This window comes from Aquincola agrisoli, from assembly GCF_036621135.1.
GTDB lineage: Bacteria > Pseudomonadota > Gammaproteobacteria > Burkholderiales > Burkholderiaceae_C > Aquincola > Aquincola agrisoli.
In genome coordinates this window covers 225,943-250,325 of the sequence record NZ_JAZIBG010000028.1, presented here as the reverse complement: position 1 = coordinate 250,325, position 24,383 = coordinate 225,943, and the positions used below count along the sequence as shown (strand labels likewise).

Here is a 24,383-nt window from a genome sequence, read left to right as displayed (position 1 = left end):
GGAGGCGCCCTTCGGGAGAAGCAGGAAGTCGTGTGGCTCAGCCGCAGGCCAGGGCGGCACGGGCGGCCAGCAGCGTGGCGTCGATGTCCTCGGCCGTGTGCGCGGCGCTGACGAAGCCGGCCTCGTACAGCGCCGGTGCCAGATACACGCCGCGGTCGAGCATGGCGTGGAAGAAGCGGTTGAAGCGCTCCTTGTCGGTCGCGAGCACGGCGTTGTAGTGCTGGGGCAGCTCGCTGCCGAAGAAGAAGCCGAACATGCCGCCCTCGCAGTCGGTGACCAGCGGCACGCCTGCGTCACGTCCGGCGGCCGCCAGGCCGTCGGCCAGCGTGCGGGTCCGGCTGGCCAGGGCCTCGAAGAAACCGGGCCGGCGTATCTCGTGCAGCGTGGCCAGCCCGCAGGCCGTCGCCACCGGGTTGCCCGACAGCGTGCCGGCCTGGTAGACCGGGCCGAGCGGCGCCAGCAGGCCCATCACCGCGCGCGACGCGCCGAATGCCGCGAGCGGCATGCCGCCGCCGATCACCTTGCCGAAGACGCTGATGTCGGGCGCGAAGCCGGGGATCAGCTGGGCGTAGAGGCTCTGCGCACCGCCGAGCGCGACGCGGAAGCCGGTCATCACCTCGTCGAACGCGAGCAGCGCGCCGTGCTGCGTGCACAGCTCGCGCAGGCGCTTGACGAAGGGCACCTGCGCACGCACGAAGTTCATGTTGCCGGCGATCGGCTCCAGGATCACGCAGGCGATCTGCGCGCCGTGCAGGCGGAAGGCCTCCTCGATCTGCTCGACGTTGTTGTACTCGAGCACCAGCGTGTGCTGCACCACCTCGGGCGGCACGCCGGCGCTGGTCGGGTGGCCGAAGGTCGCCATGCCGGAACCGCCCTTGACGAGCAGCGCATCGGCATGGCCGTGGTAGCAGCCCTCGAACTTGACCAGCATGGGCCGGCCGGTGGCGCCGCGGGCGAGGCGGATCGCGCTCATCGCCGCCTCGGTGCCCGAGCTGACGAGGCGCACCTGCTCGATGCTCGGCACCAGCGAGGCGATCTCCTCGGCCAGCTCGATCTCGCGCTCGGTCGGCGCGCCGAAGCTGAAGCCTTCGGTGGCGGCCCGTTGCACGGCCTCCAGCACGGCGGGATGGCCGTGGCCGAGGATCATCGGGCCCCAGGAGCCGATGTAGTCGATGTAGCGCCGGCCTTCGGCGTCGAACATGTATGGGCCCTGCGCCCGTGCGATGAAGCGCGGCGTGCCGCCGACCGCGCGGAAGGCGCGCACGGGCGAGTTCACGCCGCCGGGGATCACGCGCTGCGCGCGCTCGAAGAGTTCAGCGTTCCTGTCGTTGCTCATGCCTGTGTGCGCCGGCGGGTCAGTGCACCTGGCGCGGTGCGGTCTTGCCTTCGGGCTCGCCCTGGGGGCCGGAGCCGGGATCCTCGCCCGGCTCGCCTTCCTCGCCGGGCGGCAGCGCCCAGAAGAAGCGGTCGGGGATGACGTTGCCCATGCCGGGGCGGAAGCCTGCATCGAGGCTGTTGTCCAGGAAGGCCAGCGCCTCCCCGACGGCCGCCTGCAACTCGCTGCCGGCCGCCAGCAGCGAGGCCAGCGCGGCCGACAGCGTGTCGCCCGCGCCGACGAAGCTGGCGTCGAAGCGCTCGAACTTCTCGCCGGTCAGCGCCCCTTGCGGCGAGGCCAGCACGTTGTCGACCCACTGCTCGCTGCCCTTGCCCTTGGAGGGCAGCATCACCCCGGTGACCAGCACGAAGCGCGTGCCGTGCTCGCCGGCCGCCACGGCCAGCTCGCGCGCCGACGGCGGGCGTTCGTTGTCCCACTCCGGCAGCAGGAAGTCGGTGAGCGTCTTGTGGTTGCCCACCAGCACCTCGGTCTGCGGCAGGATCAGCTCGCGGTAGGCGTCGAGGTAGCTTTGGTGCTCCTCGTCGTCGAGCCAGCCGACATTGGGCATGTACGAGACGAGCGGCACGTCGGGGTAGTCTGAAAGGACCTCGGCGACGGAGCTGACGGCCTCGGCCGAGCCCAGGAAGCCGACCTTCCAGCCGGCGATCGTCACGTCTTCCAGGATGCCGCGCGCCTGTTCGACAACCACGTCGCCTTCGATCTCGTGGCGGTCGAAGATCTCGGCCGTGTCGCGCATGACGATGGCGGTGACCACCGGCAGCGCATGCGCGCCCATCGCGGCGATGGTGGCGATGTCGCCGGCCAGGCCGCCGGCCCCGCTCGCGTCGCTGGCGTTGAAGCTCATCACGCAGGCGGGCGCGACACCTTCCTCGGCCGCATCGTCTTCGGCCGCTGGCGGTTGGTTTTGGGGGTTCATGGGTGGGATCCGGTACGTCCTCTCAAGGGCAGCAGCGTGATGCCGATAACCTCCAGAGGAGTTTCAAGAATGTGTTGCATGTGCCTGCACGGTCTCGGCTTTTGGCAAAACTGCGTGGCTACAATGCCCGCTCATTGTAGTGATTGACTGCATAACGTGAGCGAACCCGCAACCTGGATGTGCCTGATCTGCGGCTGGATCTATGACGAATCCGCCGGTGACCCCGACCACGGCATCGCGCCGGGTACCAAATGGGCCGATGTCCCGATGAACTGGGTGTGCCCCGAATGTGGCGCTCGCAAGGAAGACTTCGAGATGGTCCAGATCTGAGGGGCCTTCCCGAGGGTGGCCCGCACGCCGCCTGCCTGGGCCATGCGAAGGCGCGAACGTGCATGAAGGAGAGTCGCCCGTGAGCGATCCGTTTCCCACCCTGGTCGACCCCGCCTCGCCGCTGCCTGCGGCGAAGGTGCTGGTGATCGACGACAGCAACACGATCCGCCGCAGTGCCGAGATCTTCCTGCGCCAGGGCGGCCACGAGGTGGTGCTGGCCGAGGACGGCTTCGATGCGCTGGCCAAGGTCAACGACCACGAGCCCGAGTTGATCTTCTGCGACATCCTGATGCCGAGGCTCGACGGCTACCAGACCTGCGCCATCATCAAGCGCAACCCGCGTTTTGCGCACGTGCCGGTGATCATGTTGTCGTCGAAGGACGGGCTGTTCGACAAGGCGCGCGGCCGCATGGTCGGTTCGCAGGACTACCTGACCAAGCCGTTCACCAAGGAACAGTTGCTGCGCGCCGTTGAACAGCACCGGCGCTCCGCCTGAAGGCCGCCGTCGAGAGGAACAACAAGATGACGATCCGGAAGATCCTGGTGGTGGACGATTCGAAGACCGAGCTCTACCACCTGTCGGACCTGCTCGGCAAGCACGGCTACCACGTGCGCACCGCGGAGAACGGCGACGAGGCCATGCGGCGCCTCGGCGAAGACCTGCCCGACCTGATCCTGATGGACGTGGTGATGCCCGGCCAGAACGGCTTCCAGCTCACCCGCTCGATCACGCGCGACCCGCGCTTCGCCGGTGTGCCCGTCATCATGTGCACCAGCAAGAATCAGGAGACCGACAAGGTCTGGGGCCTGCGCCAGGGCGCGCGCGACTACGTGGTCAAGCCGGTCAACGCCGACGAGCTGATCGCGAAGATCCGCGCCTTCGACTAGCGTGCGCCATGGCTGACCGCGAAGCCTTGCGCGAACTGCATGCCCGCCTGGCGGAGCGCCTGCTGGCGGCCCGCACCCAGGAGCGCGTGGCATCCTGGCTGGCGGTCGAATGCCGCGGCCATGGATTGCTGTTCCCGCTGCAGCAGGCCGGCGAGATCTTTCCGCTCGTGCCGCTGCTGCCCGTGCCGCATGCGCGGCCGTGGTTCGTGGGCGTGGCCAACCTGCGCGGCGGCCTGCACGGGGTCGTCGACCTGGCGGCCTTCCTGGGCTTCGGGCGCACCGAGGCGACGCGCGAGGGCGTGCGCGATCCGGCGCGGCTGGTGGTGCTGAATCCGTCGGGCGGGCTCAATTGCGCCCTGCTGGTGGAGCGCCTGGCTGGCCTGCGCAACGAGACCCAGCTCCAGCGCGACGGCGCGGGGGCCGAAGATCCGCAGTCCGCCGTGCGGCCAGCCTTCGCGGGGGCCCTCTACCGGGACGCGGAAGGGCGTGCCTGGCAGGAGATCCTCCTGTCCGCCCTCGCCGACGATCCGCAGTTTCTTGCCATCGCGGGCTGAACGCCCCGCGCACATGAGCCAAGCCCAGGGTGAAGCAATGAGTGTCCAGGATCCATACCAGCCCAAGGGCGACGACAGCACGGCCGGGCCGGACGGCCCGGCCACGCAGGTGAGCGACCTGTCCGCCGACGCGGCCGACATCCAGCTCGACATGAACATCGATGCTCCCTACGAAGCCGCACGGCCGGCCGCGGCGGGTGAGCCGTTCGCGGCGACAACGACGCAGTTCCCGCGCCCGGGTGCCGGCTTGGCACCGCCCGCGCGCCTGCCGGAGCCCTCGCTCATCGCGGAGAGCCGGCCCTCCGAGCTCAACGACGATTTCCTGGAGAGCCGCCAGTTCGAGCCGGATGAGCCCGCCTCGTCCGCGCCCCCCGGTGCCGGCGGGCTGCCGCTGATCGGCGGGTGGCCAGCGGCGCGGCAGCGGCGGATGCTGGGCCTGCTCATCCTCGCGGGCCTGCTGGCGTTGATCGCCGGCGTCGTGCTGGCCCTCGGATCGGCCCATCGCGATGCGGACCATGCGGCATCGGTTGCGCAGGCGCTCACTCAGACCCAGCGCCTGGCGCGGTCGGTCTCGCTGGCGGTCGTGGGCCAGGCGCCGGCCTTCGCCGACGTGGAGGACAGCGCCGGCGTGCTGGCGCGCAACGTGCGCGGCCTGCTCGAAGGGGCCGGCGGCATCGCGGCGCTGGCGGCGCCGCTGCGCGACGAGGTCGCGCCGCTGCTGCCGCTGGTCGAACGCACCGAAAAGAACGCACGTGCCGTGCTCGAGCAGCGCGAGGCGCTGGTGCAGGGCGGCCAGGCGCTGCGCCGCATCGCGCGCCAGTCGGGCCAACTGCTCGAGTCGGCCGAGGCGGTCGTCGCGTCCAAGCTCCAGCATGGCGGCACGCCGGCGGAGGTGGCCGCCGCGGGCCAGCTCGTGATGCTGACCCAGCGCCTGGGCAAGAACGCCGGCGAATTCCTGGCCGCCGAAGGCCTCGCTCCAGAGGCGGTGTTCCTGCTCGGCAAGGACCTGCCCGCCTTCCGCGACACCGCGCTGGCGCTGCAGGACGGGAATGCCGACCTCGGCCTGCCCGGCACACGCGACCCCGCGACGCGCGAGCGCCTGGCGATCCTGCTGGCCGAGTACGAGCCGATCCGCGTGCAGGCCGAGGCCGTGCTGCCCCGCCTGCCCGCCATGGTGGCGGCGCGGCAGGCCCAGGCGGCCGTGCTGGCCGACAGCGAGCCGCTGCGCCAGGGCCTCGAGGCCTTGCAGCAGCGCGTGGGCGCCGCACCGGTTGCCAGCGGCCTGGCCCTGCCGCTGCCGCTGATGCTCGGCGGTGTGCTGCTGGCGCTGCTGGGCGGCGCCGGCGCGCTGCGCTTGTACGTGCGCGACCAGGCGCAGCAGGCCCGGCTGGCCCAGGCGCAGCGCGCCGAGGCCGAGCGCCAGGAACAGCAGGCCAAACGCGTCAACGACGCCAACCAGGCCGCGATCCTGCGGCTGATGAACGAGCTGCAGTTGGTGGCCGAGGGCGACCTGACGCAGCAGGCCACGGTGACCGAGGACATCACCGGCGCCATCGCCGACTCGGTCAACTACACCGTCGAGGAATTGCGCTCGCTCGTGTCGCAGGTCCAGGGGGCCGCCGGCCGGCTGGCGGACACGACGCAGAAGGTCGAGGCCACCTCCACCGAGCTGCTGGCCGCCTCGACCGAACAGCTGCGCGAGATCCACGAGACCGGCGAATCGGTGCTGCAGATGGCCGGCCGCATCAACGAGGTGTCGGGCCAGGCGCAGCAGACGGCGGAAGTGGCGCGCCAGTCGCTGGCGGCGGCCGAGTCGGGCCGCGCCGCGGTGCAGAACACCATCGGCGGCATGAACGCGATGCGCGACCAGATCCAGGAGACGTCCAAGCGCATCAAGCGGTTGGGCGAGAGCTCGCAGGAGATCGGCGAGATCACCGAGCTGATCTCCGACATCACCGAGCAGACGAACGTGCTCGCGCTCAACGCCGCGATCCAGGCGGCGTCCGCGGGCGAGGCCGGCCGCGGCTTCACCGTGGTGGCCGAGGAAGTGCAGCGCCTGGCCGAACGCTCGGCCGACGCCACGCGCCAGATCGCCGCGCTGGTCAGGACCATCCAGGCGGACACGCAGGATGCCGTGGCGGCGATGGAGCACTCCACGCAGGGCGTCGTCGAGAGCACGCGGCTGTCCGACGCCGCGGGCTCGGCGCTGGCCGACATCGAACGGGTGACGCGGCAGCTGTCCGACCTGATCGCCCAGATCTCCAGCCAGGCGCTGAGCGAGGCGCAGCTGGCCAACGTGATGGCGACCAACATCCAGCACATCTTCGCGGTGACCGAGCAGACCGGGGAGGGCACGCGCTCGACCTCGCAGATGGTGCGCGAGCTGTCGCGCACGGCGGATGAACTGAGCCAGTCGGTGGCGCGGTTCAAGATCGACTGACGCCGACGTCCCGGACCCGACATCATGTCCGCTGCCCTGCCCGCGCACCTCTCGCGCGACAAGACCGATGACCTGACCGCCCTAGCCTGGGTGCATGAAGAACTGCGCCGCTCGCTGGAGATCGCCCACAAGTCGCTGCGCCGGCATCTGAAGGAGGCCGACGGCATCGAAGGGGCCGACGGCGACGCGGCCGACCTTGCGCTGCTGCGCCAGGCACAGGCCCACCTCCACCAGGGCGTGGGCGCCCTCGAACTCGTCGGGCTGCCGTCGGCCGCGCTGCTGCTGCGCGCCGCCGAAGGCGCCCTGGACAAGCTCGCCGGCGCCCGGCGCCTGACGGGCGCTGCGGTCGACACGCTGGAGTTCGCGTCGTTCGCGCTGATGGACTACCTGCAGCGGCTGCTGGCCGGCAAGCCGGTGTCGCCGCTGCTGCTGTTCCCGCAGTACCGCGCGGTGCAGGAGATGGCCGGCGCCGAGCGTGTGCATCCGGCGGACCTGTGGCCGGTGGAGTGGCGCTGGCGCGAGATTCCCGCCGACTCCGCCGCCCAGCCGAGGCTGCTCGACGCGGAGGCCCGTACCGCGATCGAAGGCCAGACGCTGGCCTTGATGCGGCAGCCCGACGGCCCCGCCGCGCAGCAGCTGAGCGACCTGTTCGCGGGCCTGGGCGCCGGCGCGCGTGAGCTGCACGCGGTCACGCTGTGGAAGCTGGCCGGCGCGTTCTTCGAGGCGCAGGCGCATCGGCTGCTGCGCCCCGACGTGCACACCAAGCGCATCGCCGCACGGCTGCTGGCGCAGCTGCGCCTGGGCGAGCGCGACCCTGCGTCCCTGGCGGCCGGCGAGCCCACGCAGCGGCTCGCCCATGACCTGCTGTTCTTTTGCGCCCAGTCGCTCGAGGGCGTGGATGCCGTGCGCACGCCGCGGCTGGTCGCGGTGCGTTCGGCCTGGTCGCTGCCGACCGAGCCGGCCTACGACTACGAGAGCAGCCGCCTCGGCCGGTTCGATCCGGCCTGGGTGGCGCAGGCGCGCAAGCGTGTGGCGGCCGCGCGCGATGCCTGGTCGGCCGTGGCCGGCGGCGAACTGCTGCGCCTGCCCAGCCTGACCGAGCTGTTCTCGCTGGCCGGCGAATCGCTGCGCCGCCTGTATCCATCGGGCGACCGCCTTGCGGCCGCGCTGCACGACGCCGTGGCGCAGACCGCCGACAGCGGCCAGGCGCCGCCGGCCGGCCTCGCGATGGAGGTCGCGACCAGCGTGCTGTACCTCGACGCGTCGCTCGAGGATGCCGATTTCGACCGGCCCGACGAAGCGCAGCGTGTGGAGCGCCTGGCGCAGCGCATCGACGCCGCACGACAGGGGCTGCCCGCCCAGCCGCTGGATGCGTGGATGGAGGAGCTGTACCGCCGCGTCTCCGACCGCCAGACGATGGGCAGCGTGGTGCAGGAGCTGCGTGCGTCGATCGCCGAAAGCGAGAAGCAGATCGACCAGTACTTCCGCAGCCCCGCGCAGCGGGACCTGCTCGTCCCCGTGCCCGGCCAGCTGCAGGCCATGCGCGGCGTGCTGTCGGTGCTGGGCCTGGACCAGGCCTCGCAGACCGTGCTGCGCATGCGCGACGACGTCGACGCGCTGCTGCAGGCCGACGCGCAGGCCTTGCCCGACACCGCGCTCTTCGACCGGCTGGCGGCCAACCTCGGCATGCTGGGCTTCCTGATCGACATGCTCAGCGTGCAGCCGCATGTGGCGAAGTCCCTCTTCGCATTCGATGCCGACAGCGGGCTGCTGCGGTCGATCGTGGGCGGCGGCGCGGCGTACCGCGTGGCGGCGCCCGCGGCCGCGGCGGCCGAGCCGGTACGTGAACCGTTCGAAGCGGGCGCGCTGCCCGATCTGTCGCTGCCCGATGTGCCGGCCATTGCCCTGCCGGAAGCGGCGCCGCTGCCGGACGCCTTCGCCGGCGAGGACGACGACCTGCGCGAGGTGTTCCTCGAAGAGGCGCGCGAGGTGCTCCAGGGCGCCTGTGGCGCGCTGGAGGGGCTCGACCAGCAGCCCGACGACCTCGGCCGCCTGACCGTGCTGCGGCGCGCCTTCCATACGCTGAAGGGCAGCGGCCGCATGGTGGGGCTGACCGATCTCGGCGAGGCCGCCTGGTCGGCCGAACAGCTCTACAACGCCCGCCTCGCCAGCGACCCGCAGGCGGACGCGCCGCTGCTCGGTGCGACGGCGGACATCCTCAGCTACCTGAGCGACTGGGTGGAATGCGTGGCGGTCGGCCGTGACGGCGGCCACCGGGCGTCGGCCGTGCAGCAGGTGGCCGACGCGTTGCGCCTGCAGGACCGCCGCGAGCCGCTGGCGCTGCCGTCCGCCGCGTTGCCGGTGTCCCAGGTCGTGCCGGAGCCCACCGGGCCCGTGCCGCTGATCGACGTGGGCGGGGGCTCCGAGTACGGCGCGCTGGAATCCGTGCTCACCGAGCCGGTGGACCGCAAGCCGCCGGACGTCTGGACGCCGGAGGACACCGTGCCCGCAGCGCCGTCGCCGCTGCTGGCGGCCGTGCCCGACCTGCCGGCTGCGCACGATCTGGATCTCGATTTTTCCTTCGAGCTGGGGGGCGACGGCCCCGCCCCCGCAGTGCCTTCGCACGGCGAGGCCGCCGCGCTGTCGGATCCTGAGGACGGGGTCGACCTGGTGTTCGAACCGCTGATGACCTCGCCCATGCCGCTGGTCGGCGTGGCGGAGGAGCCGGCCCCTGCACCGGCCCCGCAGGACGCGCCGCTGCCGGCGCCCGAGGCCTCGGTGCTGGTCGATGCGTGGCCGTCGATCGCCGTCGCCGAGGCGCCGGCCGACCTGGCGCTGCCCGAGCTGCCGGCCGTGGTGCCGCTGCCCGAGTCGCAGGCCTTCCTGCCGGAAGAGGCACTTCGGCTGCAGCCGATGGAGGACTGGCTCACCCTCGACCTCGGCGACGCGGCGGATCTGGCGGCCCCGGCGCCGCCGACGCACGAGCCGCTGCCGGAAGCGTCCGGGCCCGCGCATGCCCGGGACGACGTCAAGCACATCGGCCCGCTCGCGGTGCCGCTGCCGCTGTTCAACATCTTCCTGTCGGAGGCCGACGAGCAGTCGCGCCGGCTCGGCATCGAGCTGGCGGAGTGGGCGCTGGAACTGCACCGGCCCGTCGGCGAAGCCGCGGTATCGCTGGCGCACTCGCTGGCCGGCAATTCCGCCACCGTCGGCTTCGCCGAGCTGTCGCAGCTGGCGCGGCTGCTCGAGCACACGCTGGCGCACGCCCAACGCGTGGGCCGGGGCGACGGCGCCACGTCGCGCCTGTTCAATGAAGCGAGCGACGAGATCCGTGGCCTGCTGCACCAGTTCGCCGCCGGGTTCCTGAAGGGGCCGTCGCCCGAGCTGATGGCGCGCCTGCAGGCCTGCGAGCAGCGGCTGGCCGAGGCGGCGGCGCCGGCGTCGGCGGGCGTGGACACGGCCAGCGGCCTCGAGGGCGGCACCGGCACCGTGCCCGGCACGCTGAGCGGGTTGCTGGACGAGACGCCCGCGCAGCGTCCGCCCGAGGACGCGGCGGTGCCCCAGCCACCGGCCGAACCGCCTGCGCCGCCGCTGGCCGCCTCGTCGGTCTTCGGTGAGCTTCAGCCGGAGATCAAGCCGTTGCTGCCGGCCGAAGAGCCGTCGATGCCGCAGGCCGGCCCGCAGGCGCTGGATGCGGAGGACGGCATCGATGCCGTCGATGCGGTGGACGGCGACCTCTTCCCCATCTTCGATGAAGAGGCCCAGGAGTTGCTGCCGCAGCTGGCGGCGCGGCTGCGCGACTGGGCCCAGCGGCCCGATGATCCTGCCGGTGCGTCCGCCTGCATGCGCACGCTGCACACGCTCAAGGGCGGCGCCCGCCTGGCCGGCGCGATGCGCCTGGGCGAGATGGCCCATCGCCTGGAAACGGCGATCGAGCACCTGCTGGCCCGGGGCGACGCGTCGACGGCGGAGATCGACATGCTGCAGGGGCGGGTCGATGCGCTGAATGCCGCCTTCGAGGCGCTGCAGCGGCGCGACAGGCCGCCGGCCGTGGCCGCGGAGTCGCCGCTCGATCCCATGCCCGCGCCGGTGCCCGAGGCCGCCGCGCCTGCGGACGCCGCGCCGCCCGAATGGCCGCAGCCCCTTCTGCAGGCGCCCGCCGAGCCCATGGCCTGGGCCCCGGGGCCGGCCGAGCCGCCGGCGATCGACTGGTCGCGCTTCGCGGCGCCGCCCGCGGAAGCACTGGTGCCGGCCGTGCCCGCGCAGCCCGCGGCATCGCAGGCGCCCGTGCGGGTGCGCGCACCGCTGCTCGACAGGCTGGTCAACCATGCCGGCGAGGTGTCCATCACCCGCACGCGCATGGAGGCCGACCTCGGCACGATGAAGGGCTCGCTCGGCGACCTGACCGACAACCTCGAGCGCCTGCGCCGCCAGCTGCGCGACCTGGAGCTGCAGTCCGAAACACACATCAGCTCGCGCATCGAGGCGACCAAGGCCGCGGCGGAAGTCTTCGATCCGCTGGAGCTGGACCGCTTCACGCGCTTCCAGGAGCTGACGCGCATGATCGCCGAGTCGGTCAACGACGTCGCCACGGTGCAGCGCAGCCTGCAGCGCGCGCTGCAGTCCGCCGAGGACGAGCTGGCGGCCCAGGCCCGCCTCACGCGCGACCTGCAGGACGACCTGCTGCGCACGCGCATGGTGGAGTTCGAGAGCATCGCCGACCGCCTCTACCGCGTCGTGCGCCAGGCCAGCAAGGAGACCGGCAAGCCGGTGCGGCTCGACATCGTCGGCGGCGCGATCGAGGTCGATCGCGGCGTGCTCGACCGCATGACAGGGGCATTCGAGCACCTGCTGCGCAACTGCGTCGTCCACGGCATCGAGGAGGCCGGGCTGCGCGCCGAGCGCGGCAAGGATCCGGCGGGCCGCATCACCATCTCGCTGACGCACGCCGGCAACGAGGTCGGCGTCGAGGTGCGCGACGACGGCGGCGGCCTCGACCTGCTGGGCCTGCGCCAGCGCGGCGTCGAGCTGGGGCTGCTCGCCGAGCACCAGCAGCTCAACGACGCCGAGCTGGCCCAACTCGTGTTCTCGCCCGGCCTGACCACGGCGCGCGAGGTGACCGAGCTGGCCGGCCGCGGCGTGGGCATGGACGTGGTGCGCAGCGAGGTGCTCGCGATGGGCGGGCGCATCGAGACGGCCACCGCCTGGGGGCAGGGCACGAGCTTCCGCCTCGTGCTGCCGCTGACCACCGCGGTGACGCAGGTCGTCATGCTGCGCGCCGGCCGCCTCACCGTGGCGGTGCCGTCGCCGCTGGTCGAGGCCGTGCGCCGCGTGCCGGCCGAGGAGGTGACGCAGGGCCATGCAGAAGGCCACCACCGGGTGGGCGAGCAGTCGCTGCCCTTCTTCTGGCTGGGTGGGCTGCTGCAGGACAGCCCCCGTGGCGCCGATGCGGCCGGCACGCAATCGGTCGTGGTGATCCGCAGCGCCCAGCAGCGCGTGGTGGTGCATGTGGACGAGGTGCTCGGCAACCATGAAGTGGTCGTCAAGAACCTCGGCCCGCAGCTCTCGCGTCTGCCCGGCCTGGTGGGCGTGACGCTGCTGGCCACCGGCCTGCCCACGCTGATCTACAACCCGGTGGCGCTGGCGGCGCTCTACGGCGACGCGGCGCAGGCCGAGGCCCGCGGCGCGGCCGGCCGACCGTCGGCCGAGGCGGCGGCCACCCCACGGCGGCCGCAGGCGCCGCTGGTGCTGGTGGTCGACGATTCACTCACCGTGCGCCGCGTGACGCAGCGCCTGCTGCTGCGCGAGGGTTACCGCGTCGAGCTGGCGAAGGACGGCGTCGAGGGCCTGGAGAAGCTGGGGCAGGAGCGGCCCGCCGTGCTGCTGACCGACATCGAGATGCCCCGCATGGACGGCTTCGACCTCGTGCGCCAGCTGCGTGGCGAGGCCCGGCTGCAGGGCCTGCCGGTGATCATGATCACCTCGCGCATCGCGCAGAAGCACCGCGATGTGGCGGCGGAGCTGGGCGTGGACCATTACCTGGGCAAGCCGTACTCGGAAGAGGAGCTGCTGGCCCTGGTGGCGCGTTACGCGGGCACCGGCGCGACGCAGGCGGCCTGATCGGGCGGGGCGGGCAGGCTGCCACGCCCGGGCTTCAGCCGCGGGCGCGCGCCGCGTGCTGCTTCGCGGCGGCGAAGCGCTCCATCGTCTTGCCGCGCGCCTCGCCGTGGTCGACGATGGGCGCCGGGTACTGCTTGCCCAGCGCCAGGTCGGCCGCGGCCAGGTCGACCGGCCGTGCCAGCCACGGCGCGTGGATCAGCTTGTCGGGCAGGTTGGCCAGCTGCGGCAGGTAGCGGCGGATGAACTTGCCCTCGGCGTCGAACTTCTCGCTCTGCGCCACCGGGTTGAAGATGCGGAAGTAGGGCTGCGCGTCGCAGCCTGTCGAGGCCGCCCACTGCCAGCCGCCGTTGTTGCTGGCGAGCTCGTAGTCGTTCAGGTGCGTGGCGAAGTAGGCCTCGCCGCGGCGCCAGTCCAGGCCCAGGTCCTTCGTCAGGAAGCTCGCCACCACCATGCGCAGCCGGTTGTGCATGTAGCCGGTCTGGTTGATCTGGTGCATGGCCGCGTCCACCAGCGGGTAGCCGGTGCGGCCCTCGCACCATGCGGCGAAGAGCGCGTCGGCGTGCTTGCCGTGCTCCCATTTCAGCGTGTCGTACTCGGGCTTGAAGGCATGGTCGACGACGTGCGGGTGGTGGTGCAGGATTTGGTGGTAGAAGTCGCGCCACACCAGTTCCGACAGCCATGTGGCCGCCCCCTTGGAGCCCTTCGCGGCGCGCCGGTGCGCCTCGTGCGCCAGCCGGCGGATCGACACCGTGCCGAAGCGCAGGTGCGGGCCGAGGTAGCTCGGGCCCTTCACCGACGGGAACTCGCGCGCCTGGTCGTAGTGGTCGATGCGCTCGAGGAAGTCCTCGAGCAGCTCGTCCGCACCCACCGGTCCGCTGGGCAGCTTCAACGTGTGCAGGTTGGTCTTCTCGAAGCCGATGGCTTCCAGCGACGGAATCGGCGAACGGCAGCCTTCGGGCCGCTCGGCCAGCGCGCCCGCGTAGCGCTTGACGGGGTAGGCGCCGAGGTAGAAATCGTCGAGCTTCTTCAGCCAAGCGTTCTTGTAGGGCGTGAAGACGCTGTAGGGGCTGCCGGTGGCGGTGAGCACTTCGGAGCGCTCGAACACCACGTGGTCCTTGCTGCTGTGGAAGGCGATGCCGAGGTTCGACAGCCTGCCGCGCACGCGGGCGTCGCGCTCGATGGCGGCGGGGTCGTCGTCGTGGTTGGCGTAGACGGCCTGCACGTGCAGCTCGTCGGCCAGGCGCGGCAGTTCGTGCGCCGCGTCGCCGTGGCGCACGATCAGGCCGCCGTGCTCGATGCCGTGCGCCGCGGCCATCGCGCGCAACTGCGCGTCGAGGCCGGCGAGGCTGCCGCGGATGAACTCCACGCGGCGGTCGGCGCGCGGCAACGGGTCGAGGATGGCGGTGTCGAAGACGAAGGCGCAGTACACCTGCCGCGCGGCCTTCAGCGCGTGGTACAGCGCGGCCTGGTCGTCGGCACGCAGGTCGCGGCGGAACCAGACCAGCGCGCCGTCGAGGGACTTCATGCGGGCACGGCCGCGGACGGCGAGGCTTGCGGCGCGGGCGCGTCCAGCAGGGTTTCGAGGCAGTGCTCGGCGATGCCGTAGAAGGCCTTGATCTCGCGGATCTGCGCCCGCAGCGCCTCGGCCCGGGAGGGCGACACGCCGGGCCGCTTCACCGCCAGGATCATCTTGTTCTTGCTGGTGTGTTCCAGCGAGACGAACTCGAACACCTGCGTCGCGTAGCCGTGCGCCTCGAGCAGCAGCGCACGCAGGCTGTCGGTGACCATTTCGGCCTGCTGGCCCAGGTGGATGCCGTGCTGCAGCATCGGCTGCAGCAGCGAGGGGCTCTTCATCTGCGGGCGGATCTGCTTGTGGCAGCACGGCGCGCTGAGGATCACCGAGGCACCGGCCACCACGCCGTGGTGCAGCGCGTGGTCGGTGGCGGTGTCGCAGGCGTGCAGCGCGATCATCACGTCGACCGGCGCGGGCTGCACGCTGCCCACGTCGCCCTGGTGGAAGTGCAGGCCGGCCAGGCCGAGCCGGCGCGCCGCGCCTTCGCAGAGCTGCACCATGTCCTGGCGCAGCTCGATGCCGTGGACGTCGGCCGCGCGGCCGCGCGTGTGGCTCAGGTAGTCGTGCACGGCGAAGGTGAGGTAGCCCTTGCCGGCGCCGAAGTCGAGCACGCGCACGGGGCCTTCGCGCCGTGCGAGCGTGCTGTCGTCGAAGGCATGGTCGAGCACCTCGACGAACTTGTTGATCTGCTTCCACTTGCGCGACATGGCCGGCACCAGCTGGCCTTGTGCGTCGGTGACGCCCAGCGCGCGCAGGAAAGGGCGGTCGAGCGCCAGGAAGCGGTGCTTCTCGCGGTCGTGCGCGGCGGCACCCGCGGCACGCGCATGCTGGGCCGGGCGCCGCACGAGGCCCGGCTTGCCCTTGCGGCTGAAGAGCAGCTGCACGTCCTCGTCGGTCGTCAGCAGGTGCACGTGGCCGAAGGCCGGGCCCGCCAGCCCGCGCAGCAGCGCCAGGCCGTCGTCCAGCGGATGGTTCTTCGTCACGTCGCGCGTGCGGTACGTGGAAACGAAGCTCAGGTGCGGTTCCCCGCGCAGCGCCAAGGGCCGCACGGTCAGGCGCTGCAGGTCGGGCTCCTCGCCGTGGTACTTGCCCAGCACCAGCTTGGCCAGCGTGCCGGCGGCGAGGCTCGCCTGCAGCAGGTCGAAAAAGCGGTCGACGGGGGAGACTTCGGAGTTCGGGTACACGGCGCCGATTATCGCGGGCACTAGAATCGGCCGCATGGCCGACAGCGCCCGCATCAACCTCACCAATCAGTTCCTGATCGCCATGCCCGGCATGGCCGACGAGAACTTTGCAGGTGCCGTGGTGTACCTGTGCGAGCACACCGAGAAGGGTGCGCTCGGGCTGGTCATCAACAAGCCCATCGACATCAAGCTGAAGAACCTCTTCGAGAAGGTGGAGCTGTCGCTCGACCGCGAAGACCTGGCCGAGACGCCGGTCTACTTCGGCGGCCCCGTGCAGACCGAGCGCGGCTTCGTGCTGCACGAGAAGCTCTCGGAGGAGGGCGGCCACTACAACTCGACGATGGCCATCCCCGGCGGCCAGCTGGAGATGACGACGAGCAAGGACGTGCTGGAGGCGCTGTCGCACGGCGCCGGGCCGCGCAAGATCCTGGTCACCCTCGGCTACAGCGGCTGGGGCGCCGGGCAGCTGGAAGACGAGATCGGCCGCAACGGCTGGCTGACGGTCGATGCCACGCCGGAGGTGATCTTCGACACCCCGATCGCCCAGCGTTATGACAAGGCCCTGTCGCTGCTGGGCATCGACCCGCGCATGCTGAGCGGGGAGGCGGGGCACGCGTGAGCGAGCCGTCCGCCAGCCGCCCGGTTTCCCTTTCCTTCCTGGCTTTCGATTTCGGCACCAAGCGGGTCGGCGTCGCGGTCGGCAACACGCTGCTGCGCGCTGCGCAGCCGTTGAAGACCATCGCCGCCGAGGGCGACGCGCGCTTCGCTGCGATCGAGGCCCTGCTGCGGGAGTGGCAGCCCGACGCGCTGGTGGTCGGGGTGCCGCTACATCCCGACGGCACGCCGCATGACAATACGCGCCGTGCACAGCGCTTCGCGCGCCAGCTCCATGGCCGCTTCCGGCTGCCGGTGCACGAGGTGGACGAGCGCTACAGCACCACCGAGGCCCTGGCCGGCGGCGCCGCCGATGTCGACGCGGCGTCGGCCGCGATCATCCTCGACCAATTCCTGAGAACCCATCCATGAGCACACTCTCTCTCGACGCAGAGGCGCTGTACGCCGAGCTGCGCGGCGGCGTGCGCAGCCTGCTGCCGCCCGGCGGCGTGCTGGTCGGCGTGTGGTCCGGCGGTGCCTGGCTGGCCGAGCGCCTGCAGGCCGACCTGGGCCTGGCCGGCGGGCACGGCGTCATCTCCAGCGCGCTGCACCGCGACGATTTCGGCCAGCGCGGGCTGGCGGCCGGCGTCGACGCCACCAAGCTGCCCTTCGATATCGACGGCAAGCACGTGGTGCTGGTCGACGACGTGCTGTACACCGGCCGCACGATCCGCGCGGTGATCAACGAGCTGTTCGACTTCGGCCGCCCCGCGAGCGTCACGCTGGCCGTGCTGGTGGACCGCGGCGGGCGCGAGCTGCCGATCCAGCCCGCCTTCGCCGCCGCGCGCGTGGCGCTGCCCGCGGCGCAGCGGCTGTCGCTGGCGCGGGCCGAGGATGGCCGCCTGCGCTTCGCGACGGAGGGAGACGCCTGATGCGCAACCCGCAACTCAACCGCCACGGCGAGCTGATCCACCTGCTGTCGATCGAAGGCCTGCCGCGCGACGTCGTCACGCACATCCTCGACACCGCGGGCACCTTCCTCAGCGTGAACGACCGCGACGTGAAGAAGGTGCCGCTGCTGCGCGGCAAGAGCGTGTTCAACCTGTTCTTCGAGAACAGCACGCGCACGCGCACCACGTTCGAGATCGCCGCCAAGCGGCTGTCGGCCGACGTGCTGAACCTCGACATCGCGCGCTCGTCCACCGCCAAGGGCGAGAGCCTGCTCGACACCATCGCGAACCTGAGCGCGATGCACGCCGACATGTTCGTGGTGCGCCACAGCGAGAGCGGTGCGCCGTACCTCATCGCACAGCACTGCGCGCCGCACGTGCATGTGGTGAACGCCGGCGACGGCCGCCACGCGCACCCGACGCAGGGCCTGCTGGACATGTACACGATCCGGCACTTCAAGAAGGACTTCACCCAGCTGACGGTCGCGATCGTCGGCGACATCGTGCACTCGCGCGTCGCGCGCTCCGACATCCACGCGCTGACCACGCTCGGCGTGCCCGAGATCCGCGCCGTCGGCCCGAAGACGCTGGTGCCTGGCGATCTGCGCGAGATGGGCGTGCGCGTGTGCCACGACCTGGCCGAAGGCATCCGCGACGCCGACGTGATCATCATGCTGCGGCTGCAGAACGAGCGCATGAGCGGCGCGATGCTGCCCAGCGCCGGCGAGTTCTTCAAGAGCTTCGGCCTGACGGAAGAAAAGCTCGCGCTGGCCAAGCCCGACGCGATCGTGATGCACCCGGGGCCGATCAACCGCGGCGTGGAGATCGATTCCTCGGTGGCCGACGGCAAGCAGAGCGTGATCCTGCCGCAGGTGACCTTCGGCATCGCGGTGCGCATGGCGGTGATGTCGATCATTGCAGGGAACGAGGCATGAAGATCCTGATCCACGGCGGCCGGGTGGTCGATCCCGCCACCGGCCGCGATGAACTGGCCGATGTGGCCATCGCGTCCGACCGCATCGTCGCGATCGGCGCGGCAGGCGATTTCCGCGCCGACCGCCGCATCGACGCGACCGGTCTCATCGTCGCGCCGGGGCTCGTGGACCTGGCCGCGCGCCTGCGCGAGCCGGGCTACGAGCACGAGGGCATGCTCGAGAGCGAACTGGCCGCCGCCGCGGCCGGGGGCGTCACCAGCCTGGTGTGCCCCCCCGACACCGACCCGGCGCTCGACGAGCCCGGCCTCGTCGAGATGCTGAAGTTCCGCGCCCGCAAGCTCAGCCGGTGCCGCCTGTTCCCGCTGGGGGCGCTGACACGCGGCCTGGCCGGCGACGTGCTCACCGAGATGGCCGAGCTGACGGAAGCCGGCTGCATCGGCTTCTCGCAGGCCGAGGTGCCGATCGCCGACACGCTGGTCATGCAGCGGGCGCTGCTCTACGCCGCCACCTACGGCTACACGGTCTGGGTCCGTCCGCAGGATGCGTGGCTGGGCAAGGGCGTGGCGGCCAGCGGCGCGGTGGCCACGCGCCTGGGCCTGTCGGGCGTCCCCGCGATGGCCGAGACGATCGCGCTGCACACGTTGTTCGAGCTGGTGCGCGCCACCGGCGCGCGGGTGCACCTGTGCCGCATCTCGAGCGCGGCGGGCGTGGCGCTGGTGCGCGCCGCCAAGGCCGAGGGCCTGCCGGTGACCGCCGACGTCAGCATCAACTCGCTGCACCTGACCGACGTCGACATCGGCTACTTCAATGCCGCGATGCGCGTCACGCCGCCGCTGCGCCAGGGCCGCGACCGCGACGCGCTGCGCGCGGGCCTGGCCGACGGCACGATCGATGCGCTGGTCAGTGACCACAACCCCGTCAGCGCCGACGAGAAGAACCTGCCGTTTGCCGAGGCGACGCCCGGCGGCACCGGGCTGGAGCTGCTGCTCAGCCTGGCGCTCAAGTGGGGCGAGGACAGCGGCGCCGGCCTGTCGCGTGCACTCGCGACCATCACCAGCGAGCCGGTGCGTGTGCTGGGTCCGGCGCTGGGTTCGTTGTCGGCCAGCGCGGGCCGGCTGGTGGCGGGGGGCGTGGCGGACGTGTGTGTGTTCGACCCGGGCGAACGCTGGCAGGCGAGCCCGGCGGCGCTGAAGAGCCAGGGCAAGCACACGCCGTTCGCGTTCGAGCACACCGGCTTCGAGCTGCCGGGCCGCGTGAAGGCCACCCTGGTGGCCGGCACGGTGGCGTACGAAGACGCCGCGGCTTGAGCGCGCTCACGAGGAGGGGCGCGCGATGAGGGCGCCCCGGGGCGCGTGGCGCCTGCTGCGCGCGGTGCTGCACCTGCTGCAGGGCGTGCTGATCGTCGCGCTGCGCTTCCCGTCGCTGGACGCGGCGGGGCGCGAGGCGCAGATCGGGCGCTGGTCGGCGGGGTTGCTTGGGGCCCTGGGCATCAGGCTGGTCGTCGAGGGCCGGCCGCGGGCCGGGGCCGCGCTGGTGGTGTCCAACCATGTCTCGTGGCTGGACATCGCGGCGCTGCACGCGAGCTGCCCGCGCGCGCGGTTCGTGTCGAAGGCGGACGTACTGGGGTGGCCGCTGATCGGATGGCTGGTGAAGAGCGTCGGCACGCTGTTCATCGAGCGCACCAGCAAGCGCGATGCGCTGCGGGTGGTGCACCAGGTCGCCGGCGCCCTGCAGGCGGGCGGGTGCGTGGCGGTCTTTCCGGAAGGCACCACCTCCGGCGGCCACGGCGTGCTGCCGTTCCATGCCAACCTGCTGCAGGCGGCGATCGCCACCGGCGTGCCGGTGCAGCCGGCGGTGATCCGGTTCTCGGATCCGCAGCACGCGGTGAGCCCCGCGGCGGAGTTCATCGGCGAGACGACGCTGCTGCAGAGCCTGTGGCGCGTGGCCAGCGCGGAAGGCCTGCAGGTGCGGGTGCGATGGCTGCTCTCGGAAGACTCGGCCCATGCCGACCGCCGCGCGTTGGCCGCGCACCTGCAGCAGCAGATCGAGGCGGCGCTGGGCTGCTAGGCAGGCTGCGCCGCGTGGCCGCGGCGCCCGGGTGTGCGTGTCAGGCCTTGCCCTGGTTCGCGACGGCCGCGGCGGCCTTGGCGGCCGCTTCGGCGTCGCCGAGGTAGTAGTGGCGGATCGGCTTCAGGTCGGCATCCAGCTCGTACACCAGCGGGATGCCGTTGGGGATGTTGAGGCCGACGATGTCGTCGTCGCTGATGCCGTCGAGGTACTTCACCAGCGCGCGGATGCTGTTGCCGTGCGCGGCGATCACGAGGCGCTCGCCGCGCTGGATGGCCGGGGCGAGGGTCTCGTGCCACAGCGGCAGCACGCGGGCCACCGTGTCCTTCAGGCATTCGGTCAGCGGGACCTGGCCAGGCTGCAGCTCGCGGTAGCGCAGGTCGCCGCGCTCGCTGCGCGGGTCGTCGGCCGCCAGCGGCGGCGGCGGGGTGTCGTAGCTGCGGCGCCAGACCAGCACCTGCTCGTCGCCGTACTGCTTGGCGGTTTCGGCCTTGTTCAGGCCTTGCAGGCCGCCGTAGTGGCGCTCGTTCAGGCGCCAGTCCTTCACCACCGGCAGCCAGGTGCGCTCCATCTTGTCCAGGCAGTGCCAGAGGGTCCAGATGGCGCGCTGGAGCACCGAGGTGTAGGCCACGTCGAACTCGTAGCCGGCTTCCTTCAGCAACGCGCCGGCCTGCTGCGCCTGCGCGACGCCGGTGGCGGTGAGGGGGACGTCGGTCCAGCCGGTGAAGCGGTTCTCGAGGTTCCAGGTCGACTCGCCGTGGCGAATCAGCACAAGCTTGTACATGGGGGCGAAGAGGCCTCGGTCGGCCGGTCGGGGGTGAGGGAAGGGGCGAATTCTATAATTCGCCCTTTTCGCTTCCTGTCGGCCTACCCGTGCAATTCCTGCTTGCCAATTGGTATCTCGTGCTCGTCGCGCTCGTCTCCGGCGCATTGCTGCTGTGGCCCACGCTGCGCCAGGCCACGGCGGGCGGCGGCCCGAACGCGGTGGCGACCGCCGAGGCGGTGCGCCTCATCAACCGCGAGAAGGCGGTGCTGATCGACGTGAGCGAGCCGCAGGCCTATGCCGCCGGCCACGCCATGGGCGCGCGCAACGTGCCGATCGGCTCGCTCGAAGGCGCCAAGGGCCTGCCCGCCAACAAGGCGCTGCCGCTGATCGTGATGGGCGGCGCGGGCGTCAACGTCAACCGTGCAGCGGGCATGCTCCGCAAGGCGGGTTACACCGATGTGCGCACCGTGGCCGGCGGCCTCGCGGCCTGGCGCGAAGCCAGCCTGCCGGTCGAAAAATCGGCCTGAGAACCAGCACGGTGGATGCGGATTTGTGCGGCGCCGGTGCCCACCCCGCAGCCATTCGGGACAATCCGGGCATGAACAACGTCCGGATGTACACCACCCAGGTCTGCCCCTACTGCGTGCGGGCCAAGCAGTTGCTGCAGCAGCGCGGCGTCACCCAGATCGACGAGATCCGTGTTGACCTGAAGCCCGCCGAGCGCGACACCATGATCGAGCTGACCGGCCGCCGCACGGTGCCTCAGATCTTCATCGGCGACAAGCACGTCGGCGGCTGCGACGACCTGATCGCGCTGGATCGCGCGGGCGGCCTGCTGCCGCTGCTCGGCGGCTGATTCAGCGGTCCGCGGGTGTCATCCGCTCACGCCATAATCCCCGAAAGCCCGCAAGCCTGCGGGTTTTGTTTTCTTGGATGAACAACCCATGGCCGAGCAAGAACTGACCCCCGTCTTCCAGATCCAGCGCATGTACCTGAAGGACCTGTCGCTGGAGCAGCCCAATTCGCCCCAGATCCTGCGCGAGCAGCAGGTGCAGCCGCAGGTGGACATCAACCTGGGCGTGTCGGCCGAGCCGATCGCAGAGGGGGTGTTCGAGGTGTGTGTCACCGCCACGGTCACCACCAAGATCCAGGACAAGACGCTGTTCCTGATCGAAGCCAAGCAGGCCGGCATCTTCGAGATCCGCAACCTGCCGCAGGACCAGATGCAGGCCATCGTCGGCATCGCCTGCCCGGGCATGGTGTACCCGTACCTGCGCGCCATCGTCTCCGACGTCTGCACGCGCGCCGGCTTCCCGCCCGTGATCCTGTCGGAAGTCAACTTCCAGGCGATGTTCGAAGCCCAGCAGCAGCAGCAGGCGGCCCAGGCCAACGGCTCGGGCATCATCACCAGCGCCAACTGAGTCCACGTCGCGGTGTGAGGGCGCTGCCATGCGCATGAACATCGCCGTGCTCGGTGCCGGTGCCTGGGGAACGGCCTTGGCGGCCCAGGCCGCGCTGCGCCACGACGTGTGCCTGTGGGGGCGTGACGCGGCGCAGATCGCGCGCATGGCCGCCACGCGCCGCAATGATCGCTACCTGCCGGGCGTCGAACTGCCCGATGCGCTGCGGTTCACCGCCGATTTCGAGCCCTGCACTGCGTCTGCTGCCGCGAGCGGCCTTGTCATCGTCGCCACGCCGATGGCCAGCCTGCGCGACATGCTGGCCCGCGTGCCGGCGCGGGCGCGCGTGGCCTGGCTGTGCAAGGGTTTCGAATCCGGCACGGGGCTGCTCGGCCACGAGGTCGCGCAGGCATTGCGGCCGCAGGGTGCCGCCGGCGTGCTGTCCGGCCCCAGTTTTGCGGAGGAGGTGGCGATCGGGCAGCCGACGGCGCTGGTCGCCGCGAGCTTCGATGCCGATCTCCGCGACGCGATGGTCCAGGCCTTCCACGGTGACGCGCTGCGCGTCTATACCTCGTCCGATCCGGTAGGGGTGGAGGTCGGTGGTGCGGTGAAGAACGTGCTCGCGATCGCCACGGGGCTGTGCGACGGGCTCGCCGCGGCCGGCGTGCCGGGCGCGCCGGGGCTGAACGCCCGGGCCGCGCTGGTCACCCGCGGCCTGGCCGAGATGACGCGGCTGGGGGTGGCGCTGGGGGCTCGCGCCGACACCTTCATGGGCCTGTCGGGTCTCGGCGACCTGGTGCTGACGGCCACCGGCCATCTCTCGCGCAACCGCAAGGTGGGCCTGCGGCTGGCGCAGGGCGTGCCGCTGGCGCAAATCCTCGCGGAGCTCGGCCACGTGGCCGAAGGCGTCTACAGCGCCACCACCGTGTGCCGCCGGGCCGACGCGCTGGGGGTCGAGATGCCGATCTCGAAAGCGGTGGTGGCGGTGCTGGAAGGCCGGCTGGCCCCGCACGAGGCCGTGGCGCACCTGATGGCCCGCAATGCCCGGCCCGAGCAGGAAGGCTGATCAGGCGCCGCCAGCGTAGCCGTGCTGCCGCCAGGCCTCGAACACCGCCACGGCGACGGCGTTGCTGAGGTTCAGGCTGCGCTGCCCGGCGCGCATCGGCAGTCGCACGCGCTGGGCGGGCGGGAATCCCTCCCGCAGCGCGGGTGCCAGGCCGGCCGATTCGCTGCCGAAGATCAGCCAGTCCCCCGGCTGCCAGGCCACCGAGCCCAGCGGTTGGCTGCCGTGCGTTGTGAACGCGAAGCAGCGCCGCGGGTCGGGTGCCTGCCGGTCGACGAAGGCTTGCCACGATGCATGCCGGCGCACGTCGGCGTACTCGTGGTAGTCCAGGCCCGCACGCTGCAGCAGCTTGTCCTCCATCAGGAAGCCGAGCGGCTCGACCAGGTGCAGTTCGCAGCCGGTGTTGGCGGCCAGACGGATGACGTTGCCGGTGTTCGGCGGGATCTGCGGCTCGACGAGGACGATGCGGAACATGCGGCCATTGTGGTTCATGCATCCGACGGCGGCGGCGTGCGGGCGAAGGCCCAGACCTGTACCGACGCCGCGCCTGCAGCCCGCAGCGAGCGGGCCGCTTCGCCGGCCGTCGCGCCGCTGGTGACCACGTCGTCCACGACGGCGACCGTGCGGCCGCGCAGGGGATGGCTGTGCGCCGGGTCGACGCCGAAGCAGCCGAGCAGGCTGGACCGCCGCGCCTGCAGCGGCAACTGCGCCTGGTGCGGCGTGTCGACGAGCCGCTGCAGCAGCGTGGTGTCGCAGGCCAGCCCGAGCCTGCGCGCCGATCGTGTGGCCAGCTCGGCCGACTGGTTGTAGCCGCGCTGCGCGAGGCGTTCGGGCCCGAGCGGCACCGGCAGGACCAGCGCAGGCGCCGGGGCGGCGGCCGCCGCGACGGCCCGGGCGAGCAGGGCGGCGAGGGCATCGGCGAGGTCGAGCCCGTCATGGAACTTGAAGCGGCCGATCACGGCGTCCCACGGGAAGCCGTAGTCGGCCACGACGATGCAGCGGTCGAACGGCGGCGGTTGCCGCTGGCAGTTGGCGCAGACGCTGACGCCCTCGGGGGTGCGCGATGCGCAGCGCGGGCAGCGTGCGGCAGGCGGGGCGAAGCGCGATTCGCAGGGACCGCAGATGCGGCTGCGTCCCCAGGCGCGGCAGATGCAGCACAAGGTCGGCCATTGCAGCCGGGCAGGGCGGGCGTCCATCCCCGTCAATA

General features: G+C 71.8%; 23 protein-coding genes. 16 read left to right on the top strand and 7 right to left on the bottom strand.

What is annotated here, in order from left to right; translation table 11 throughout:
- Window positions 1-37: 37 nt before the first annotated feature.
- A complete protein-coding gene (hemL, locus tag V4F39_RS12860; protein ID WP_332289866.1) occupies window positions 38-1,336 on the bottom strand; it encodes a glutamate-1-semialdehyde 2,1-aminomutase in 1,299 nt (432 codons plus the stop codon).
- A 19-nt stretch (window positions 1,337-1,355) separates the two neighbouring features.
- Window positions 1,356-2,312, bottom strand: coding sequence for a bifunctional hydroxymethylpyrimidine kinase/phosphomethylpyrimidine kinase (gene thiD, locus V4F39_RS12855; RefSeq protein WP_332289864.1), 957 nt, complete (start codon window positions 2,310-2,312; stop codon window positions 1,356-1,358).
- A 177-nt stretch (window positions 2,313-2,489) separates the two neighbouring features.
- Between thiD and V4F39_RS12850 the strand changes: the two genes are divergently transcribed.
- The 6 genes from V4F39_RS12850 to V4F39_RS12825 all read left to right on the top strand — a co-directional run bounded on the left by V4F39_RS12850 (window position 2,490) and on the right by V4F39_RS12825 (window position 12,644).
- Window positions 2,490-2,642 carry a rubredoxin gene (locus V4F39_RS12850; RefSeq protein ID WP_332290553.1) on the top strand — a complete coding sequence of 51 codons (153 nt, stop codon included), beginning with the start codon at window positions 2,490-2,492 and terminating at the stop codon, window positions 2,640-2,642.
- A gap of 79 nt (window positions 2,643-2,721) precedes the next feature.
- Window positions 2,722-3,138 (top strand): response regulator, encoded by a 417-nt coding sequence (locus V4F39_RS12845; RefSeq protein ID WP_332289862.1) that lies wholly within the window; start codon window positions 2,722-2,724, stop codon window positions 3,136-3,138.
- 26 nt (window positions 3,139-3,164) lie between these two features.
- Entirely contained in the window at window positions 3,165-3,530 is a 366-nt protein-coding gene (locus V4F39_RS12840; protein ID WP_332289861.1) for a response regulator, read from the top strand.
- A gap of 8 nt (window positions 3,531-3,538) precedes the next feature.
- Window positions 3,539-4,084 (top strand): chemotaxis protein CheW, encoded by a 546-nt coding sequence (locus V4F39_RS12835; RefSeq protein ID WP_332289860.1) that lies wholly within the window; start codon window positions 3,539-3,541, stop codon window positions 4,082-4,084.
- Between the two features lie 151 nt (window positions 4,085-4,235).
- Window positions 4,236-6,524 carry a methyl-accepting chemotaxis protein gene (locus V4F39_RS12830; RefSeq protein ID WP_378234970.1) on the top strand — a complete coding sequence of 763 codons (2,289 nt, stop codon included), beginning with the start codon at window positions 4,236-4,238 and terminating at the stop codon, window positions 6,522-6,524.
- A 24-nt stretch (window positions 6,525-6,548) separates the two neighbouring features.
- On the top strand, window positions 6,549-12,644 hold the full coding sequence (locus V4F39_RS12825) for an Hpt domain-containing protein (protein ID WP_332289857.1): 6,096 nt from the start codon (window positions 6,549-6,551) through the stop codon (window positions 12,642-12,644).
- Window positions 12,645-12,678: 34 nt separating this feature from the next.
- On the opposite strand, the gene V4F39_RS12820 is transcribed toward V4F39_RS12825, so the two are convergent.
- Both V4F39_RS12820 and V4F39_RS12815 read right to left on the bottom strand, forming a co-directional pair.
- Entirely contained in the window at window positions 12,679-14,169 is a 1,491-nt protein-coding gene (locus V4F39_RS12820; protein WP_332289855.1) for a cryptochrome/photolyase family protein, read from the bottom strand.
- Window positions 14,166-15,401: a class I SAM-dependent methyltransferase gene (locus V4F39_RS12815; protein WP_332289853.1), complete on the bottom strand. Its 1,236-nt coding sequence runs from the start codon at window positions 15,399-15,401 to the stop codon at window positions 14,166-14,168. Before V4F39_RS12815 ends, V4F39_RS12820 begins: the two co-directional genes overlap by 4 nt.
- Window positions 15,402-15,435: 34 nt before the next feature.
- Here V4F39_RS12815 and V4F39_RS12810 point away from each other — a divergent pair, with 34 nt between their 5' ends.
- The 6 genes from V4F39_RS12810 to V4F39_RS12785 are packed head-to-tail and all read left to right on the top strand — an operon-like array spanning window position 15,436 to window position 19,947.
- Window positions 15,436-16,020, top strand: coding sequence for a YqgE/AlgH family protein (locus V4F39_RS12810; protein ID WP_332289852.1), 585 nt, complete (start codon window positions 15,436-15,438; stop codon window positions 16,018-16,020).
- Window positions 16,017-16,427 carry a Holliday junction resolvase RuvX gene (gene ruvX / locus V4F39_RS12805; protein WP_332289851.1) on the top strand — a complete coding sequence of 137 codons (411 nt, stop codon included), beginning with the start codon at window positions 16,017-16,019 and terminating at the stop codon, window positions 16,425-16,427. Before V4F39_RS12810 ends, ruvX begins: the two co-directional genes overlap by 4 nt.
- Entirely contained in the window at window positions 16,424-16,927 is a 504-nt protein-coding gene (gene pyrR / locus V4F39_RS12800) for a bifunctional pyr operon transcriptional regulator/uracil phosphoribosyltransferase PyrR (RefSeq protein ID WP_332289850.1), read from the top strand. The genes ruvX and pyrR overlap by 4 nt, the downstream gene beginning before the upstream one ends.
- On the top strand, window positions 16,927-17,880 hold the full coding sequence (locus V4F39_RS12795; RefSeq protein WP_332289849.1) for an aspartate carbamoyltransferase catalytic subunit: 954 nt from the start codon (window positions 16,927-16,929) through the stop codon (window positions 17,878-17,880). Before pyrR ends, V4F39_RS12795 begins: the two co-directional genes overlap by 1 nt.
- The gene (locus V4F39_RS12790; RefSeq protein WP_332289848.1) at window positions 17,877-19,187 is read left to right on the top strand and encodes a dihydroorotase; all 1,311 of its coding nucleotides are present in this window, start codon (window positions 17,877-17,879) and stop codon (window positions 19,185-19,187) included. The genes V4F39_RS12795 and V4F39_RS12790 overlap by 4 nt, the downstream gene beginning before the upstream one ends.
- A gap of 25 nt (window positions 19,188-19,212) precedes the next feature.
- Complete coding sequence (locus tag V4F39_RS12785) at window positions 19,213-19,947, top strand: lysophospholipid acyltransferase family protein (RefSeq protein WP_332289847.1); 735 nt, start codon at window positions 19,213-19,215, stop codon at window positions 19,945-19,947.
- A 40-nt stretch (window positions 19,948-19,987) separates the two neighbouring features.
- On the opposite strand, the gene gpmA is transcribed toward V4F39_RS12785, so the two are convergent.
- The gene (gene gpmA / locus V4F39_RS12780; RefSeq protein WP_332289845.1) at window positions 19,988-20,731 is read right to left on the bottom strand and encodes a 2,3-diphosphoglycerate-dependent phosphoglycerate mutase; all 744 of its coding nucleotides are present in this window, start codon (window positions 20,729-20,731) and stop codon (window positions 19,988-19,990) included.
- Window positions 20,732-20,820: 89 nt separating this feature from the next.
- On the opposite strand from gpmA, the gene V4F39_RS12775 reads away from it, so the two are divergent.
- The 4 genes from V4F39_RS12775 (at window position 20,821) to V4F39_RS12760 (ending at window position 23,179) form a co-directional block, all read left to right on the top strand.
- A complete protein-coding gene (locus tag V4F39_RS12775) occupies window positions 20,821-21,240 on the top strand; it encodes a rhodanese-like domain-containing protein (protein ID WP_332289843.1) in 420 nt (139 codons plus the stop codon).
- Window positions 21,241-21,311: 71 nt separating this feature from the next.
- The gene (gene grxC / locus V4F39_RS12770; RefSeq protein WP_332289842.1) at window positions 21,312-21,569 is read left to right on the top strand and encodes a glutaredoxin 3; all 258 of its coding nucleotides are present in this window, start codon (window positions 21,312-21,314) and stop codon (window positions 21,567-21,569) included.
- Between the two features lie 88 nt (window positions 21,570-21,657).
- A complete protein-coding gene (gene secB, locus V4F39_RS12765; RefSeq protein WP_332289841.1) occupies window positions 21,658-22,134 on the top strand; it encodes a protein-export chaperone SecB in 477 nt (158 codons plus the stop codon).
- A gap of 34 nt (window positions 22,135-22,168) precedes the next feature.
- On the top strand, window positions 22,169-23,179 hold the full coding sequence (locus tag V4F39_RS12760; RefSeq protein WP_332290552.1) for an NAD(P)H-dependent glycerol-3-phosphate dehydrogenase: 1,011 nt from the start codon (window positions 22,169-22,171) through the stop codon (window positions 23,177-23,179).
- Here the strand turns inward: V4F39_RS12760 and V4F39_RS12755 are convergent, their stop codons facing one another.
- Both V4F39_RS12755 and V4F39_RS12750 read right to left on the bottom strand, forming a co-directional pair.
- Window positions 23,180-23,650: a tRNA (cytidine(34)-2'-O)-methyltransferase gene (locus V4F39_RS12755; protein ID WP_332289839.1), complete on the bottom strand. Its 471-nt coding sequence runs from the start codon at window positions 23,648-23,650 to the stop codon at window positions 23,180-23,182.
- A gap of 14 nt (window positions 23,651-23,664) precedes the next feature.
- The gene (locus V4F39_RS12750; RefSeq protein WP_332289838.1) at window positions 23,665-24,372 is read right to left on the bottom strand and encodes a ComF family protein; all 708 of its coding nucleotides are present in this window, start codon (window positions 24,370-24,372) and stop codon (window positions 23,665-23,667) included.
- Window positions 24,373-24,383 lie beyond the last annotated feature (11 nt).

Bases quoted from the DNA above. Each gene is read 5' to 3' on its own strand.
- hemL (WP_332289866.1), bottom strand. From the start codon at position 1,336: ATGAGCAACGACAGGAACGCTGAACTCTTCGAGCGCGCGCAGCGCGTG.
- thiD (WP_332289864.1), bottom strand. From the start codon at position 2,312: ATGAACCCCCAAAACCAACCGCCAGCGGCCGAAGACGATGCGGCCGAG.
- V4F39_RS12850 (WP_332290553.1), top strand. From the start codon at position 2,490: ATGTGCCTGATCTGCGGCTGGATCTATGACGAATCCGCCGGTGACCCC.
- V4F39_RS12840 (WP_332289861.1), top strand. From the start codon at position 3,165: ATGACGATCCGGAAGATCCTGGTGGTGGACGATTCGAAGACCGAGCTC.
- V4F39_RS12835 (WP_332289860.1), top strand. From the start codon at position 3,539: ATGGCTGACCGCGAAGCCTTGCGCGAACTGCATGCCCGCCTGGCGGAG.
- V4F39_RS12830 (WP_378234970.1), top strand. From the start codon at position 4,236: ATGAACATCGATGCTCCCTACGAAGCCGCACGGCCGGCCGCGGCGGGT.
- V4F39_RS12825 (WP_332289857.1), top strand. From the start codon at position 6,549: ATGTCCGCTGCCCTGCCCGCGCACCTCTCGCGCGACAAGACCGATGAC.
- V4F39_RS12820 (WP_332289855.1), bottom strand. From the start codon at position 14,169: ATGAAGTCCCTCGACGGCGCGCTGGTCTGGTTCCGCCGCGACCTGCGT.
- V4F39_RS12810 (WP_332289852.1), top strand. From the start codon at position 15,436: ATGGCCGACAGCGCCCGCATCAACCTCACCAATCAGTTCCTGATCGCC.
- pyrR (WP_332289850.1), top strand. From the start codon at position 16,424: ATGAGCACACTCTCTCTCGACGCAGAGGCGCTGTACGCCGAGCTGCGC.
- V4F39_RS12795 (WP_332289849.1), top strand. From the start codon at position 16,927: ATGCGCAACCCGCAACTCAACCGCCACGGCGAGCTGATCCACCTGCTG.
- V4F39_RS12790 (WP_332289848.1), top strand. From the start codon at position 17,877: ATGAAGATCCTGATCCACGGCGGCCGGGTGGTCGATCCCGCCACCGGC.
- V4F39_RS12785 (WP_332289847.1), top strand. From the start codon at position 19,213: ATGAGGGCGCCCCGGGGCGCGTGGCGCCTGCTGCGCGCGGTGCTGCAC.
- gpmA (WP_332289845.1), bottom strand. From the start codon at position 20,731: ATGTACAAGCTTGTGCTGATTCGCCACGGCGAGTCGACCTGGAACCTC.
- grxC (WP_332289842.1), top strand. From the start codon at position 21,312: ATGAACAACGTCCGGATGTACACCACCCAGGTCTGCCCCTACTGCGTG.
- secB (WP_332289841.1), top strand. From the start codon at position 21,658: ATGGCCGAGCAAGAACTGACCCCCGTCTTCCAGATCCAGCGCATGTAC.
- V4F39_RS12760 (WP_332290552.1), top strand. From the start codon at position 22,169: ATGAACATCGCCGTGCTCGGTGCCGGTGCCTGGGGAACGGCCTTGGCG.
- V4F39_RS12755 (WP_332289839.1), bottom strand. From the start codon at position 23,650: ATGTTCCGCATCGTCCTCGTCGAGCCGCAGATCCCGCCGAACACCGGC.
- V4F39_RS12750 (WP_332289838.1), bottom strand. From the start codon at position 24,372: ATGGACGCCCGCCCTGCCCGGCTGCAATGGCCGACCTTGTGCTGCATC.